17 protein-coding genes and 1 tRNA gene are annotated in these 15,975 nt (G+C 60.3%); 3 read left to right on the top strand and 15 right to left on the bottom strand.

Features of this window, described 5'->3' with window-relative positions:
• Positions 1–8: 8 nt before the first annotated feature.
• From nuoK to HPT27_RS05660, 15 genes are all read right to left on the bottom strand, one after another.
• Positions 9–314: an NADH-quinone oxidoreductase subunit NuoK gene (gene nuoK, locus HPT27_RS05730; RefSeq protein ID WP_172240199.1), complete on the bottom strand. Its 306-nt coding sequence runs from the start codon at positions 312–314 to the stop codon at positions 9–11.
• Complete coding sequence (locus tag HPT27_RS05725) at positions 311–949, bottom strand: NADH-quinone oxidoreductase subunit J (protein WP_172240196.1); 639 nt, start codon at positions 947–949, stop codon at positions 311–313. The genes nuoK and HPT27_RS05725 overlap by 4 nt, the downstream gene beginning before the upstream one ends.
• Positions 950–974: 25 nt before the next feature.
• On the bottom strand, positions 975–1,469 hold the full coding sequence (gene nuoI, locus HPT27_RS05720) for an NADH-quinone oxidoreductase subunit NuoI (RefSeq protein WP_211197865.1): 495 nt from the start codon (positions 1,467–1,469) through the stop codon (positions 975–977).
• A gap of 61 nt (positions 1,470–1,530) precedes the next feature.
• Positions 1,531–2,556, bottom strand: coding sequence for an NADH-quinone oxidoreductase subunit NuoH (gene nuoH, locus HPT27_RS05715; protein WP_172240193.1), 1,026 nt, complete (start codon positions 2,554–2,556; stop codon positions 1,531–1,533).
• 3 nt (positions 2,557–2,559) lie between these two features.
• Positions 2,560–4,713, bottom strand: coding sequence for an NADH-quinone oxidoreductase subunit NuoG (nuoG, locus tag HPT27_RS05710; protein WP_172240190.1), 2,154 nt, complete (start codon positions 4,711–4,713; stop codon positions 2,560–2,562).
• Between the two features lie 127 nt (positions 4,714–4,840).
• Positions 4,841–6,145 carry an NADH-quinone oxidoreductase subunit NuoF gene (gene nuoF / locus HPT27_RS05705; protein WP_172240187.1) on the bottom strand — a complete coding sequence of 435 codons (1,305 nt, stop codon included), beginning with the start codon at positions 6,143–6,145 and terminating at the stop codon, positions 4,841–4,843.
• Positions 6,146–6,158: 13 nt separating this feature from the next.
• Positions 6,159–6,665: an NADH-quinone oxidoreductase subunit NuoE gene (nuoE, locus tag HPT27_RS05700; RefSeq protein ID WP_172240184.1), complete on the bottom strand. Its 507-nt coding sequence runs from the start codon at positions 6,663–6,665 to the stop codon at positions 6,159–6,161.
• Complete coding sequence (locus HPT27_RS05695) at positions 6,665–7,918, bottom strand: NADH-quinone oxidoreductase subunit D (protein WP_172240181.1); 1,254 nt, start codon at positions 7,916–7,918, stop codon at positions 6,665–6,667. Before HPT27_RS05695 ends, nuoE begins: the two co-directional genes overlap by 1 nt.
• Positions 7,919–7,922: 4 nt before the next feature.
• On the bottom strand, positions 7,923–8,582 hold the full coding sequence (locus HPT27_RS05690; protein WP_172240178.1) for an NADH-quinone oxidoreductase subunit C: 660 nt from the start codon (positions 8,580–8,582) through the stop codon (positions 7,923–7,925).
• 10 nt (positions 8,583–8,592) lie between these two features.
• Positions 8,593–9,120, bottom strand: coding sequence for a NuoB/complex I 20 kDa subunit family protein (locus tag HPT27_RS05685; protein ID WP_456238493.1), 528 nt, complete (start codon positions 9,118–9,120; stop codon positions 8,593–8,595).
• Between the two features lie 66 nt (positions 9,121–9,186).
• A complete protein-coding gene (locus HPT27_RS05680) occupies positions 9,187–9,555 on the bottom strand; it encodes an NADH-quinone oxidoreductase subunit A (RefSeq protein ID WP_172240175.1) in 369 nt (122 codons plus the stop codon).
• Between the two features lie 459 nt (positions 9,556–10,014).
• A tRNA-Leu gene (locus HPT27_RS05675) sits at positions 10,015–10,099 on the bottom strand.
• Between the two features lie 33 nt (positions 10,100–10,132).
• Positions 10,133–10,543: a preprotein translocase subunit SecG gene (secG, locus tag HPT27_RS05670; protein WP_172240172.1), complete on the bottom strand. Its 411-nt coding sequence runs from the start codon at positions 10,541–10,543 to the stop codon at positions 10,133–10,135.
• 30 nt (positions 10,544–10,573) lie between these two features.
• Positions 10,574–11,350, bottom strand: coding sequence for a triose-phosphate isomerase (tpiA, locus tag HPT27_RS05665; RefSeq protein WP_172240169.1), 777 nt, complete (start codon positions 11,348–11,350; stop codon positions 10,574–10,576).
• Positions 11,351–11,501: 151 nt separating this feature from the next.
• Positions 11,502–12,374 (bottom strand): DUF3034 family protein, encoded by an 873-nt coding sequence (locus HPT27_RS05660; RefSeq protein ID WP_172240166.1) that lies wholly within the window; start codon positions 12,372–12,374, stop codon positions 11,502–11,504.
• Between the two features lie 82 nt (positions 12,375–12,456).
• Between HPT27_RS05660 and HPT27_RS05655 the strand changes: the two genes are divergently transcribed.
• From HPT27_RS05655 to HPT27_RS05645, 3 genes are all read left to right on the top strand, one after another.
• Positions 12,457–12,888: a group I truncated hemoglobin gene (locus HPT27_RS05655; RefSeq protein WP_172240163.1), complete on the top strand. Its 432-nt coding sequence runs from the start codon at positions 12,457–12,459 to the stop codon at positions 12,886–12,888.
• Between the two features lie 63 nt (positions 12,889–12,951).
• Positions 12,952–13,557 carry a methylamine utilization protein gene (locus HPT27_RS05650; protein WP_211197864.1) on the top strand — a complete coding sequence of 202 codons (606 nt, stop codon included), beginning with the start codon at positions 12,952–12,954 and terminating at the stop codon, positions 13,555–13,557.
• Positions 13,557–15,935, top strand: coding sequence for a putative bifunctional diguanylate cyclase/phosphodiesterase (locus HPT27_RS05645; protein ID WP_172240160.1), 2,379 nt, complete (start codon positions 13,557–13,559; stop codon positions 15,933–15,935). Before HPT27_RS05650 ends, HPT27_RS05645 begins: the two co-directional genes overlap by 1 nt.
• Positions 15,936–15,975: the final 40 nt, after the last annotated feature.

Below are 15,975 nucleotides of genomic sequence, written 5' to 3'. Positions count from 1 at the left end.
TCGGCGTCTTACCCCTTGAGCTCGTCGAGTTCTTCGACGTCGATGGTGCTGCGGTTACGGAACAGCACGACCAGAATGGCCAGACCAATGGCCGCTTCAGCAGCGGCCACGGTCAAAATGAAAAACACAAAAATCTGTCCGGTCGCATCGCCGAGGTGACGCGAGAACGCGATGAAGTTGGTGTTGACCGCCAGCAGCAGCAACTCGACGCACATCAGCAGCGTGATGACGTTCTTGCGGTTCAGGATGATGCCGGCAATCGAGATGGCGAACAGCGCACTGCTGACCACCAGATAATGTTCCAGCGTGATCATGCTTGTTCTCCCGTGGCGGCCGGAGCTGTTTTTTGTGAGCTCGGCTTTACCGGTTCGACCTTGACAATCCGCAACCGCTCTTCCTTGCTGACATTGACCTGGCGGCCAACATCCTGGATCTTGCGCATGCGGGTACCACGGAACGTCAGCGCCACAGCGGCAATCAAGGCCACCAGCAGAATCACCGCTGCCAGCTCGAATGCGTAGAAATAGTCGGTGTAGAGCAGCTTGCCGAGCACCTCGATGTTCGGGGTGACGCCACCACCAGCCGGCACCGCTGCGCCCAGCGAAAAACCGCCGGAGCGGACCATGCCCCAGATGCCGAAGAACACCAGCAGCGCGGCAATGACACCCAGAGGCAGGTAGCGGGTGAAGCCTTGTTTGACCGCCGCGTAATCGACATCCAGCATCATCACGACGAACAGGAACAGCACCATCACCGCGCCGACGTAAACCAGCACCAGCGCAATCGACAGGAACTCGGCCTCCGTCAGCAGCCAGAGCACGGCGGCACAGAAGAAGGTCAGCACCAGACTCAAGACGGCGCGTACCGCGTTGCGCACGGTGATCACCATGGTCGCCGAGACCAGGGTCAACGCCGCGAACACATAGAACACCAGAACTTTCAGTTCCATGTCGGTTCCCTATTTAAAAAAGACATTAGCGGTAGGCCGCGTCAAGCGCGCGGTCTTCCGCAATTTGGGCTTCGTATTTGTCACCAATGGCCAGCAACTTGGCCTTGGTCATGATTTGCTCGCCGCGCTTCTCGAAGTGGTAATCGAACACCCGGGTTTCGACGATTGAATCGACCGGGCAAGACTCTTCGCAGAAGCCGCAGAAGATGCACTTGAACAGATCAATCTCGTAACGGGTGGTGCGACGGGTGCCATCGTTCTGGCGCGGGCCGGCTTCAATGGTGATCGCCAGCGCCGGGCAAACCGCCTCGCACAGTTTGCAGGCGATGCAGCGCTCTTCGCCGTTCGGGTAGCGACGCAGCGCATGCAGACCGCGGAAGCGGTTCGACTGCGGTGTCCGCTCTTCCGGGAACTGGACGGTGATTTTTTGCATGAACATGTGCCGCCAGGTCACCTGCAGACCGTGGCGCAGTTCAGTCAAGGTATAGGTATGCCAAAACCGGCGAATACTTTCCAACATGATGGCCTCTGTCGAATCCTAGTGCTTAGCCGCTCGGGGTTAACTGTTCAGGGTTGATTGATCAGTACCACGGGCCAAAGCCGGTCTTGACGAACACGGCAACCACCGCCACCCAAATCAGGGTGAACGGAATGAAAACTTTCCAGCCAAGTCGCATGACCTGGTCGTAACGGAAACGCGGATAGGTGGCGCGCAGCCAGAACATGCCGAACAGGAAGCACCAGGCTTTCAGCAGCAGCCAGATCGTGCCCGGCACCCAGGCGGTCAGCGCATCCAGCACCGGCACGCCCTGGAACGGACTCAGCCAGCCGCCGAAGAAGAACGTCGCGGTCAGCACGCTGATCAGGATCATGTTGGCGTATTCGGCGAGGAAGAACACGGCGAAGGCCGAACCGGCGTATTCGACGTGGAAACCGGCGACGATTTCCGACTCGCCTTCCGGCAAATCGAACGGTGCCCGGTTGGTTTCAGCAACACCGCAAATCCAGTAGATCACCGCCATTGGGAACAGCGGCCAGATATACCAGTGGCCAATGTGACCCGACTGTTTCAGCACGATGTCGCCGAGGTTCATCGTCTGCGCCGTCATCAGCACACAGACCAGCGTGAAACCCATCGCAATTTCATAGGAAACAATTTGCGACGCCGAACGCAGGCCGCCGAGAAACGCGTATTTCGAGTTCGACGCCCAACCGGCGATCAGCACGCCGTAAACGCCGAGTGAGGTCATCGCCAGCAGGAACAACAGACCGGCATTGACGTTGGCGAGCATCATGCCGGCGTCGAACGGCACCACGGCCCAGGCAACAATCGCCGGGGCAAAACATACTACCGGGGCCAACAGAAACAAGCCCTTGTTGGACGCAGTCGGCTGCACGATTTCTTTGGTCAGCAGCTTGATGACGTCGGCAAACGGCTGGAACAAACCCCAAGGTCCGACCCGGTTCGGACCAATCCGGATCTGCATGAAGCCGATCACTTTGCGTTCGGCATACGTTGCGTAGGCAACCGCCAGAATCAGTGGCAACACGATGGCAATAATTTTGGCGAGTATCCACGCGCCTTCGATCACATATTCCATCAGCATGAATCAGGCCTCCACGCGCGCGGGCTGCGCTGCCGGTGCACGACCGGCGGCAGTTTGTTGCAAGCTGGCCGCGCGACGCACGGTGCCATCGACTTGATACAGACCGAGCGGTTGACCGGCACTGCCGCCACTCAGTTTGCTCGGCGCATGCCAACTCACCGCTGGCGCTGCCGTACGAGCCATGACCGCTTTCAACTCCGCCAGCACCTCTTCGGATGAGTTGTAATCAAAGCCTTTCAGGTTCAGCAAATTGCCGAGCACACGCAGAATTTTCCAGGCCGGGCGCGCTTCGCCCTTGGCCGGAACGGCTGCCGCAAAGGTTTGGAAAACCCCATTGGCGTTGACGAAGGTGCCCGAGGTTTCGGTGAACGCGCCCATCGGCAACAACACATCCGCGTACTGGCTGGCAGCGCTGTCGGCGAATGGGGTCAGTGCCACGACGAACTGGGCATTCTTCAGCGACTCATTGGCGGCTTTGCCGACGATGCTGTCGTGCTCCGGCTCGACATCGAGCAGGACGTAGGCTTTCAAACCATTCTTCAGCATCTCGACCGCATTGCGACCGGCACTGACGGCTTGGCCGGCTTCGCGGCGATGCGGCAAGGCACCAGCAAGCCAGGCACCGGCGCTGTTGGCACCGTGGCTGAACACGCCGACACTGGCGCCGCTCAAAAGCCCGATCAGTTCTGCCAACGCTTGCACACTGGCGGCATATTCATGCTCCAGCGCCGCTGCGCCGAGCAGCACCGCCTTGTTGCCATCACGCAGCAGCTGCGCCGCCACCCGGCTGTGCGCTTCGCTGACGACAACGTTGGCCAGCAGCGCTTGCGCGCCCGCCGGCAACAGCTCGACTTTGCGAACCGACAGCGCCTTGGCAATGCCGGCCAGCGAAGCCAGCAAGTCAGGCGCGACGATGTCTTCAGCCAGTTTGAAATTCCAGTCGTAATCGGCATCCGCCACCGACATCACGACGCCGCTGCGGGTGCTCTTGCGCAGCCGCAACGCAGCAATCGGTTGCTCGCGGCGCAGATTGGAACCGACCAGCAAGGTCGCATCCAGCGTTTCCAGATTGGCCACCGGCACGCCAAGTGCCGGGAACAATGGCGCATGGGCATCGGTACTGAAATCGCGCTGACGCAAGCGGACATCGATGTTGTTGGAGTTCAGGCCACGCAGCAGTTTCTGCAGCAGATACAGCTCTTCGGTGGTGGCAGACGGCGATGCCAGCGCGCCCAGATCGGCGCCAGCCAGTTGCTTCAGATTGGCAGAGGTCAGTTCCAGCGCTTCCTGCCAGCTGACATCATGCCACTGACCGTCGCGACGAATGCGCGGGCTGGTCAGACGCGGCGACTTGATCAGGGCTTCGTAGGAATAGCGATCACGATCCGACAGCCAGACTTCGTTGATGGCTTCGTTTTCCCGCGGCACCACCCGGATCACATCGCTGCGCCGGACGTGGACATCGACGTTGGAACCGAGACAGTCATGCGGCGCGACGCTCGGCCGCGATTGCAGCTCCCAGGCGCGGGCGGTGAACCGCGACGGCTTGGCGGTCAGCGCACCAACCGGGCACAGATCAATGACGTTGCCCGACACTTCCGAATCAACGCTTTTCTCGATGAACGTGCCGATGCTCATGTGCTCGCCGCGACCGGTGGCGCCCAGCTCGCGAATGCCGGCGATTTCGGTGCCAAAGCGGACGCAACGGGTGCAATGGATGCAGCGGGTCATTTCGGTCGCGATGAGCGGACCAATGTCCTTGTCTTCGACGACGCGCTTGCCTTCGGTGTAGCGGGAAATGTCACGGCCATAGCCGACGGCCAGATCCTGCAGTTCGCATTCGCCGCCCTGATCGCAGATCGGGCAATCGAGCGGATGGTTGATCAGCAAGAACTCCATCACCGCTTTCTGCGCATCAAGCGCCTTCGGCGACTTGGTCTGCACGATCATGCCTTCGTTGACCGGTGTGGCGCAGGCCGGCACCGCTTTCGGCGCCTTGGTCACGTCGACCAGACACATCCGGCAGTTGGCCGCGACCGACAGCTTCTTGTGATAGCAGAAGCGCGGAATGTAAATGCCTGCAGCGTCCGCGGCTTCGATGATCATCGAACCCGGTTCGACCTGCAGTTTCTTGCCATCAATTTCGATGTTGACCATCGTCTACGTCTCTTGCAGGGGAAGTGACCGTGCCTACACCTCGGCCATCACTTCGTTGACTGCCCGAGTTGTCGTGCTGGGTGACAACTCAATTCTTCAAAACTTGCCTTGGCGCTTGCCGATCACTTCAGTGACCGCCACCACCGACGATGCTGCGCTTGTGCTCGATGTAGTGTTCGAACTCGTGGCGGAAATGCTTCAGGAAGCTCATCACCGGCATCGCCGCGGCATCGCCGAGCGCGCAAATCGTCCGGCCGGAAATGTTGGCAGCGACCGCATCAAGCTTGGCCAGATCGTCACGGGTGCCTTCGCCGTGGACAATCCGGTGCAGCATGCGCGCCAACCAGCCGGTACCTTCGCGACATGGCGTGCACTGGCCGCAGGACTCTTCGTAATAGAAGTGCGAAATGCGGGCCAGCACTTTGACCAGGTCGGTGTCCTCATCCATCACGATCACCGAACCGGCGCCGAGCATCGAGCCGGCTTTGCTGATGCTGTCGTAATCCATGGTCAGGTCCATCATGATGTGCGCCGGCAAAATCGGCGTTGATGACCCACCCGGGATAACCGCTTTCAGCTTTTTGCCGTTCAACATGCCGCCGGCCATTTCCAGCAGATCTTTGAACGGCAGGCCCATTGGCACTTCGAAATTACCCGGCTTATTGACGTGACCGGAGACCGAGAAAATCTTGGTGCCGCCGTTGTTCGGCTTGCCCTGCTCCAGGAACCACTGGCCGCCTTTTTCAAGAATGACCGGGACCGAAGCAAACGACTCGACGTTGTTGACGTTGGTCGGCCGACCAAAAACACCGTAGTTGGCCGGGAACGGCGGCTTGAACCGCGGCTGGCCTTTCTTGCCTTCAATCGATTCGATCAGCGCAGTTTCTTCGCCGCAGATGTAGGCACCGGCACCGTAGTGGGTGAACAGATCGAAATCGATGCCAGAGCCGAGCATGTTCTTGCCGATCAAACCGGCGGCATAGGCTTCTTTCAGCGCGTTTTCAAACCGCATGATCGGCTCGTAAAACTCGCCGCGAATATAGTTGTAACCGACGGTCGCACCGATCACGTAGGCGCCGATGGCCATGCCTTCAATCAGCTGGTGCGGATTGAAGCGCAGGATGTCGCGATCTTTGTAGGTACCCGGCTCGCCTTCGTCGGCGTTGCAGACCATGTACTTCTGGCCGGCAGCGTTGCGCGGCATGAACGACCATTTCAAACCGGTCGGAAAGCCGGCGCCACCGCGACCACGCAGGTTGCCGAGTTTCAGCGATTCAATGATTTGTTCCGGCGGAATTTTTTCCGCCAGGATTTTCCGCCACTGGGCGTAACCACCGACCGATTCATAGGTCTTCAGCGACCACGGCTCCGGCAACCCGATGGTCCGGTAGCAAACCGGGCCTTTGTTCAACTGGTAAGCGACATCGATCATCTTGCGAGCTCTCTTAATCCAGCTTGGCCAGAATCTGATCCACTTTTTCCGGGGTCAGATTTTCGTGATAGGTCTTGTCGATCAGGCAGCACGGCGCGCCACCACAGGCAGCCAGACACTCCACCTCGCGCAGCGTGAACTTGCCATCCTGGGTGGTTTGCTTGAAACCGATACCAAGTTTTTTCTGCAGGTGGCCAACGATCTGATCCGAACCACGCAGCATGCAGCTAACGTTGGTGCAGACGTTGATGACATGCTTGCCAACCGGCTGCAACTGGTACATCGAATAGAAGGTGGCAACTTCGTACGCCGCAATGCGCGGAATGCCGAGATAATCGGCGACCGCATCCATCGTTTCGGTGCTCAGGTGATTCAAATGATCCTGGGCGATGGTCAGTGCGCCCATCACGGCCGAGCGACGGCGATCCGGCGGATACTTGGCCAGCCAAACTTCGATTTCGGCAATCGCCGACGCCGGCAACAGCTCTTTCAGCTTGTTCGGATTTGTTTGCGTGGTCATCAGCGGTCAATCTCCCCGAACACGATGTCCATCGTGCCGATAATCGCAACGATGTCGGCCAGCATGTGGCCACGACCCATTTCATCAATGGCGGACAGATGGGCGAAACCTGGTGCACGGATTTTCACCCGGTAAGGTTTGTTGGCGCCGTCTGAAATCAGATAAATACCGAACTCGCCTTTCGGGTGCTCGATGGCGCTGTAGACCTCGCCTTCCGGTGCGCAGAAGCCTTCGGTGAAGAACTTGAAGTGGTGAATCAGCGCTTCCATGTCGTGCTTCATGGTTTCGCGACGCGGCGGCGCAACCTTGTAGTTGTCGATCATGACCGGGCCCGGATTCTTGCGCAGCCACTCGATGCACTGACGGATGATCCGGTTCGACTGCCGCATCTCTTCGACGCGAACCAGATAACGGTCATAGCAGTCGCCGTTCTTGCCAACCGGAATGTCGAAATCGAGCTTGTCGTACACTTCATACGGTTGGTGCTTGCGCAGATCCCAGACCACACCCGAACCGCGCAACATCGCGCCGGTGAGGCCGAGTGCCAAGGCACGCTCCGGTGACACCACACCGATACCAACGGTGCGCTGTTTCCAGATCCGGTTGTCGGTCAGCAGCGCTTCGTATTCATCAACCCGCTTCGGAAACTCTTCGGTGAATGCCCACAGGTAATCGAGCATCGAGCCCTGGCGCATTTCGTTCAGTTTCTTGGTGTCTTTGTCGCTGCGGAATTTCGATGCCTGGTATTGCGGCATGCGATCCGGCAGATCACGGTAGACGCCGCCCGGACGATAGTACGTCGCGTGCAGACGGGCACCGGAAACAGCCTCATAGCAATCCATCAGCGCTTCGCGCTCGCGGAAGCAATACAGGAACATGGTCATGGCGCCGATATCGAGACCGTGCGCACCGAGCCAGAGCAGGTGGTTCAGCACGCGGGTGATTTCGTCGAACATCACCCGGATGTACTGGGCCCGCACCGGCGCTTCAATGCCGAGCAATTTCTCGATGGCCATGACATAGGCGTGCTCGTTGCACATCATTGAGACGTAGTCGAGCCGGTCCATGTAACCGATGCTCTGGTTGAACGGCTTGCTCTCGGCCAGCTTCTCGGTACCACGATGGAGCAGACCGATATGCGGATCGGCGCGGACGATGGTTTCGCCGTCCAGCTCCAGAATCAAGCGCAGCACGCCGTGCGCGGCCGGGTGTTGCGGACCGAAGTTGATGGTGTAGTTACGAATTTCTGCCATGTTCTTAGGCCTTCTTCGCGCTGTAACGCTGATCGTGGCGAATGACGCGCGGCACCAGCACGCGCGGCTCGATCGACACCGGCTCGTACACGCAACGCGCTTGCGCGGCGTCGTAACGGATTTCGACGTTGCCGATCAGCGGGAAATCTTTCCGGAACGGGTGGCCGACAAAGCCGTAATCGGTCAGCAGCCGACGCAGATCGTTGTGACCGTCGAACAGGATGCCAAACATGTCGAATGCTTCGCGCTCAAACCAGTTGGCCACCGGCCACAGCTCGGACACGCTGGCGACAATCGGGAATTGCTCGTCGGCAAACACCCGCACCCGCACGCGCTGGTTATGGGTCACCGACAGCAGATGAACCACGACCGCGAAGCGCGGCTTGTCCCAGCTCGCTTCCCGCGGTTGTTCGCCATCGACACCACGGGAAAAACCGGCGCTGGAAGCGTCTTCGGTTTCCCATTCGGTGGCGCCGTATTGCGAGTAGTCCACACCGCACAGGTCGATCAGTTGCTTGAACTGAAAATGTTCCTGATCACGCAGTGCCTGGCAGACCGCCAGATAGTCGTCCCGCGAAACTTCAATGGACACTTCATCACGATCGACAACGCAGGCCTGCAGGCGCGCGCCGAAATGTGCCGTCAGTTGTTCGGCCAATTGCATGGGCGTTTCCTCAGGCTTGCCGCGCGATGGTATTGGTGCGGCGAATCTTGTTTTGCAGCTGAATCAGACCGTACAGCAGCGCTTCCGCGGTCGGCGGGCAGCCCGGTACGTAAATGTCGACCGGCACCACCCGATCACAACCGCGAACCACGGCGTAGGAATAGTGGTAATAACCGCCACCGTTGGCGCAGGAGCCCATCGAAATGACCCAGCGCGGTTCCGGCATCTGGTCATAGACGCGGCGCAAGGCCGGCGCCATTTTATTGGTCAGGGTGCCGGCGACGATCATCACGTCGGATTGGCGCGGACTCGGCCGGAACACGATGCCGAACCGGTCGAGGTCATAACGCGACGCTCCGGCGTGCATCATCTCGACGGCGCAGCAGGCCAGACCGAACGTCATCGGCCACAGCGAACCGGTGCTGGCCCAGTTGACCAGGGTGTCGACCGAGGTGGTGACAAAGCCCTTTTCCACGACGCCTGTATTTATGGCACCAGTGCTCGACGCACCAGATTCCATCACACCTTCAACAGCCATTCCGGCATCCTCTTGAAGCGTTACCAATGCAAAAAAAGCGCGCGAGTGTCGAAGCCGTTGCCGGACTTACTCCCACTCAAGCGCGCCTTTCTTCCACTCGTAAATGAAACCCACCACCAGCAGCCCGAGAAACGCGGCCATGGCCCAGAAACCGAACCAGCCGATCTGGTTGATCACCACTGCCCACGGGAACAGGAAAGCGATTTCCAGATCGAAAATGATGAACAGGATGGCAACCAGATAGAACCGCACATCGAACTTCATGCGGGCGTCTTCAAAGGCGTCGTAGCCGCACTCGAACGGAGCATTTTTTGCTGCGTCCGGCTTGTGCCGACCAAACAGATAACCGAGCAACCAGCCGATGACCACCAGCGCGGTGCCAAGACCAAGCCCGACCCCCATGAAAACGAGGATGGGAGTGTAATTCTGCAGCATGTGTTTCACCCTGAAAAATCGGACCCTTGTAACGCGGGACCTGAAAAAGGGGCACCCTGCGTACCGCCCTGCTGGAACCCCGTCAGCGGTACACACATTCGTGGTGGGATAAAAACCACGAGATTTTAGCAGCTTCCACCAGCTTTCGTCTGATGCATTGCAACGTAAGTACAGGATCCAGGCGGCATTTTTTCACAGCCGCGGACCGGCGCTGCTGACGCTACTGGCGAAATCCAGCGCTTCTGCTAGCAGTCATCGTCCCGATGTGCTGCCGGCGCAGACGCCATACCCACCAGCCCTGCGCGCTGCAGCATTCCCTACATCGATGTAGGTCGTCGCGCGCGTTCCCTACGCGCGCGACACGCCCGCCATCCCTGGCAGGCGAAAAAAATGGCATCGTCATTGCGGACAGATGCCATTTCTTTGTTTGGGCCCGACCGTAGATCCCGGTCGGTGATTTGGTGCGGAAGGAGGGACTTGAACCCTCATGCCTTGCGGCGCCACCCCCTCAAGATGGTGTGTCTACCAATTTCACCACTTCCGCTTTATTCGTCCCGGTGCGAAGACCGGGTTGCGCTCAGGGCTTCGGGGTATCCGAAGCGGGCTGGGCATCAGCCGGAGCGGCTGGAACATCGCTGTTGCTGGCCGGGGCCGGTGCGGCCAAGGCCGGGACATCGGCAATCGGCAGCGTCGTTGCCGGCGCTTCGCTGGCCGGCGCGGCGGCGAAGACATCGTCACCGGCGGCGGCAACCGGATCGCGGTGGCTGGCCAGATAACCGAGCACCAGCAGAATCACCAGCGATGCCAACGACAACCACCAGGTCGCCTTGGTCATGAAGTTGCCCGAACCGGCAGCGCCAAACACGGTGTTCGAGGCACCGGCGCCAAACGAGGCACCGAGATCGGCACCCTTGCCCTGTTGCAACAAAATGATGCCGATCAGCGCCAGCGCGATGATCAGGAACAGGCCCAACAAAATCTCGTACATTTCAGTCTTCCGACTCGATTGTTGCAATGCTCAATCAGCACTGCGGCAAATGGCGATGAACTCATCTGCCTGCAAGGACGCGCCCCCGACGAGAGCGCCATCCACATCCGGCTGCGCCATCAGCGCAGCCGCGTTATCCGCTTTGACACTGCCGCCATACAGAATCGGCAGTTGTCCGGCGAGCATCGGTTTGCCGATGGCACTCGCCTGTTCCTGTAACCAGTTGCGCACCTGGGCATGGACGTCCTGAGCCTGCTCAGGGGTCGCGGTGCGACCGGTGCCAATAGCCCAGACCGGCTCATACGCCAGCACAATCTCGCTGGCCCGCGGCTGTTGCAGCAGCTCGGCCACGGCCGTCAGCTGCGCCGACAACACCGCCCAAGTCCGGCCGCTTTCCCGATCCGCCAAGGTTTCCCCGATGCAGATGATCGGCAACAACCCGGCGGACAAGGCCGCAGTGGCTTTCGCGGCGACCAGCTCGCTGCTTTCGCCGTGGTAACGGCGCCGCTCCGAGTGACCGACGATCGCGTAGCGACAGCCCGATTCCAACAGCATCGCCGCTGCCAGCTCGCCGGTGTAGGCACCACTGACGTGGGCGCTGACATCCTGGCCGCCGACCGCGCAGCGTGGGTGCTGCAGCAGACCGGCCAACTCACCGAGGTAGACCGCCGGCGGACAGAACACGACCTGGCAGCGACCGGCGGCTGGCAAGCCTTGCTGGACGGCTGGCACCAAGGCCCGGAGCAGGGCGCGGGAACCGTGCATTTTCCAATTACCGGCAACAATGCGCGGACGCGACGGACTCATGAAAATGGGCCTGGCGGAGCGGGCGCATATGGTAGCGGCGACATCGGCAAGTTACAAGCAAACGACGGCAGCTCCGGCGGCGGCAGGCAAACCGCCGGTTGTCGTGGCGACATTCGGTCCATCTGACGAGTCTACGCCGGAGCCCTGGCGGTCAATAATTGAGCTGAACCTGCAGATAGGTGCCGGATTGATCGGCCTCGGTCACGGCAATGTGACCCAGCTCGACCCGGGCCAGCGTGACGGCCAGATACCGGTTCGGTACCCAGGCCAGAAAGGCATCGCGGGCAGCCTGCTCGGCATAGACCAGATTGTCGGGCCGCTGCCGGTATTCAGCGCCCAGCACCAGCTGATCGGTCAGAAACACCCCGAGCGCCAGCTCGCCGAGCAGACTGCGGCTATCGTCTTTCGGGCCACCAAAACCAAGCAGGCCGAACTGGTTGGCGCGGCTGTAGCGCAGCCCGGCGTTGACCAGCAGGTTGTGCCCGAACACGGCGCCAAAATAGAGCTTGGTCGCCGCCAGATACGGCTCGGTGTCGCTGTCTTCGGTGCCACCGAGCGCGGCAGGAATGCGCTCGAAATCGCGGTTACGCTTGTATTGCAGGCCCAGCGCCAGCTGCGGCAGCGCGCTATCGGGCGTGAATACCGCATCACCGGCCAGCCGCCACTTCAGACCCACGATGTCCTGCTCGATCACTTCGCCGACCACCACGTCCTGCAGATCGAAGCGCTGCCGCGCCAGGCTGAACTCCACCCGATCAAACAGCCCCAGCGTCACCGCCGCGCTTTCGAACTGGTAATCGGTCAGCGGCAACCGGGTATAACTGACCGCGCCACCCCATTCGGTATCGGTGCCGTAGCCACTTATCAGCGCCCACGTGCTCAGGCCGCCGCCGCCACTACCCTCGACATTGACCACGCCGCCAGTGGCCGGCAGCCGTCCACCAGGGTCGGCCTTGGCCGCGCCGATGGCGCCGACTAGCGCAAAAGCCGCCAATATCCGTATCAGCCCACTGCGTATCGCCATGTTTTGCTCCTGTGCGCCGGATGACCGATACGCGGTCACTGGCTATGCTCAATGCTAATCGACCCGGAGGGTCTGTCAAAAAATGAACCGCCTAAGCCTGTTTGCCTTGCTCTTTTGCACCGCCGTTGCCAGCGACACGCGCGCCGATGACTCGCTGTACACGCGCATCGGCGGTCTGCCGGTGCTGCAGAAAATCACCAGCCGGCTGGTCGACCGCTCCAGCACCGAGCCGGTCACCAAGCGCAGCTTCAACAAGGTCAATCTGGACCGGGTCAAAGAAAAGCTGGCTGAACAATTCTGCGTGCTGGCCGGCGGCCCCTGCACTTACACCGGCGATGACATGAAGCTGGTGCATCAGGGCCTGAACATCAGCGAGCGCGAGTTCTACGGTCTGGTCGAGCAACTGCGTCAGGTACTCGACAGCGAGGGCATCGGCAGCCGGGAAAAAAACGAGCTGCTGGCGCTGCTGGCCCCCATGAAACCGCAGGTGGTGCATCAGCCCACCGAGCCGTGACAAACAACACGGCCCTGATTCAAAACCCCATCCTGAAACGGAAAACGGGATACGGAGCAAACAATGCTGATACGACCGCTACTCGGTTTTGGATTGCTGCTGCTGGCAGGCGTCAGTACGGCGGCCGAGTTCAGCGTGCGTGTCGTTGGTCGTGACGGCAAGCCGGTTGCGGATGCGGTGCTGTATGTCGAATCCGCGGCCGCCAAACCGGTCGGGGTAACCGCTGAAATCGATCAAATCAACAAAGAGTTTGTCCCCTATGTCAGCGTGGTGCCGGTCGGCAGCAAAATCCGCTTCCCGAATCGCGACAACATTCGCCACCACGTCTACTCGTTCTCCGACGCCAAAAAATTTGAACTGAAGTTGTACAGTGGCGTGCCAAGCGAACCGGTGACTTTCGACAAAGCCGGCGTGGTCGCGCTCGGCTGCAACATCCACGACTGGATGCTGGCCTATGTGCTGGTGGTCGACACGCCGTGGTTTGCCCGCAGCAACGAGCAAGGTTTGGCAACGCTGCAACTGCCACCTGGACCACAGCAATTGCAGCTCTGGCATCCGGATCTGGAGCAGCCGCTGGCGGCCATTGCCATCACCGTTACCGATCACGCCGCGCCGCTGACGGTGACGGCGGCGCTACGACCACGAGCCAGCACGGAAGCGAGCTACTAATGAGCGAACCGCGACCGCCCCGCCGCTATCTCAGCCGCCGACTGGCGCTGATTTACGGCAGCTTGCTGCTGCTGGTGCTGGCCGCGGTGTTGCTGTTGGTCAGTCAGGTGCAGCGCGCCATTGTCACCCAGCAATTGCACGATGATCTGCTGCTCGGCCAGGGCGTGTTCCAACGGGCACTGGAGCAGAATCAACAGCAGCTGACTCAGGCCGCCAAAGTGCTCGCCGCGGATTTTGGTTTTGTCGACGCTGTCGCCAGCCGCGATCAAGGCACCATCAGCTCGGCCCTGAACAATCACGGCCGCCGCATCAGCGCCGATTTGAGTCTGCTGGCCAGCCTTGATGGCCAACTGATCGCCGACAGTCGCGACGACAGTGCCAACGGCGTGTTTCCGTTCCCCGATTTGCTGCAACTGGCGCGCGAACGCGGCGCGGCCAGCAGCATCGTCAGCCTCGACAACAAGGCCTATCAATTGGTGGTGGTACCGGTGAAAGCGCCGCTGCCGGTTGCCGTGGTCGCCATGGGTTTTCTGATCGACGCTGCAGTGGTCAATGATCTGCAGAAACTGACTGGCATGCAGGTGTCAATTTTTGGTCGTGACCGCCACGCGAAAACCAATACCGAGACCAATGCCAGTACCGAGTCGTGGCAGTTGCAGGCCAGCACGCTGACCGCCGTGCAGGCCGATGCGCTGAAACAGCAAATGGCCAGCGCGGACATGGCTGCCGTGCAAACCCTGCAACTGGGCGATGTGCCGTTTCAGAGTCTGGTTACCAGTATCGGGGATCGCGACAACAATGAAGTCGCGGTGTTGCAGCGGTCGCTGGATCAGGCACTGGCACCGCACCGGGAATTGCAGCGCTACCTGCTTGGCCTTGGCGGCATTGCACTGTTACTGGCGTTGATCGCCACGGTGTTCCTCGCGCGTGGCATCGTCAAGCCGCTGCAGCAATTGCAAACAGCAGCACAGCGCATGGAAGCCGGCGATTACGCCGTCAACGCCGATGTCAGCAGCCGCGATGAAATCGGCGATCTGGCCCATGCGTTCAACACCATGCGCTCGACCATCGCCAATCGCGAGCAGCAAATTCTCGATTTGGCCTATCGCGATCCGCTGACCGGCCTGCCCAATCGCACCTACTTCACCGAACAGTTGCAGCAGGCGCTGACGGCCAACATCCCGGCGGTGGTGGTGCTGCTCGATATTGATCGCTTCAAGATGATCAACAACACCCTTGGTCATGCACTCGGCGATGAATTGCTGCGCGCCGCCGGCGCCCGCTTGCGCGCCCTGTTGCCAGATCGGGCGACGCTGGCCAGGCTGGGTGCCGACGAATATGCCGTGCTGTTGCCGGAAGCCACCGACCGTGACGGCCGCGCCCTGGCGGAGCAACTGGCCGGCGCCATGCAACAACCGTTTGTTGCCGGCGGCCAGACTGTCGATCTGCGCGCCAGTTTCGGCTATGCCGTGACCCCGGAAGACGGCAACCGCACCAGCGCCGTACTGCGCGCGGTTGATGTCGCGCTCTATTACAGTCGGCAACAGCGGCGTGGCATCGTTCGTTTTGATCCGGCGCTGCAACCGTTTCGCGCGGAACATCTGTCGTTGCTTGGCGATTTGCGCCGGGCGGTGGCCGAAAACGAATTGCGCTTGTACTACCAACCCAAAGTCAATCTGCAAGGCAGCGGTCACGGTTATTGCGAAGCGCTGGTGCGCTGGCAACATCCGACGCGAGGCTTCATTCCGCCGATCGATTTCATTCCGTTTGCCGAGCAGACCGGCGACATCAAACGGCTGACCCGCTGGATTGTCGCCCGCGCGCTCGGTCAATGCCGGGAATGGCAACAGGCCGGCATGCCGGTCAATATCGCCATCAACATTTCCGCCCATGATCTGCTCGACGACAGCTTGCGGGAGTTTGTTGCCGAAAGTCTGGACCGCTCTGGCGTGGCACCGGAACGACTGGGTCTGGAAGTGACCGAAAGTGGTTTTATCGAAGAGCCGGAACGGGCGATGGCGTTGCTGGGGCAACTGCGCGCGCTCGGCGTCAAACTGGCCATCGACGATTTTGGTACCGGCTATTCTTCGCTGGCGTATTTGAAAAAGCTGCCGGTGCAGGAACTGAAAATCGATCAGGCCTTCATCCGGCAACTGCGCGCCGAAGGCGACGATGCCGCCATTGTCCGATCAACCATCGAACTCGGCCACAACCTGGGCTTGCAGGTGGTCGCGGAAGGCATCGAACATCAGGAGCAAGCCATATTGCTACGCGATTGGGGCTGCGATCGCGGTCAGGGCTATCACTTCAGCCGGCCGGTGCCGGCTGACGATTTTCGCCAATGGCTGCAACATGCAGGCGCCACGCTGAAAGTTTGAAGCAAAAAAAAGCGCGTCGTTGACGCGCTTTTTTTCTTTC

The sequence above is a fragment of the Permianibacter fluminis genome (genome assembly GCF_013179735.1).
GTDB classification, from domain to species: domain Bacteria; phylum Pseudomonadota; class Gammaproteobacteria; order Enterobacterales; family Permianibacteraceae; genus Permianibacter; species Permianibacter fluminis.
This window is presented reverse-complemented; position numbering and strand designations above follow the sequence as displayed.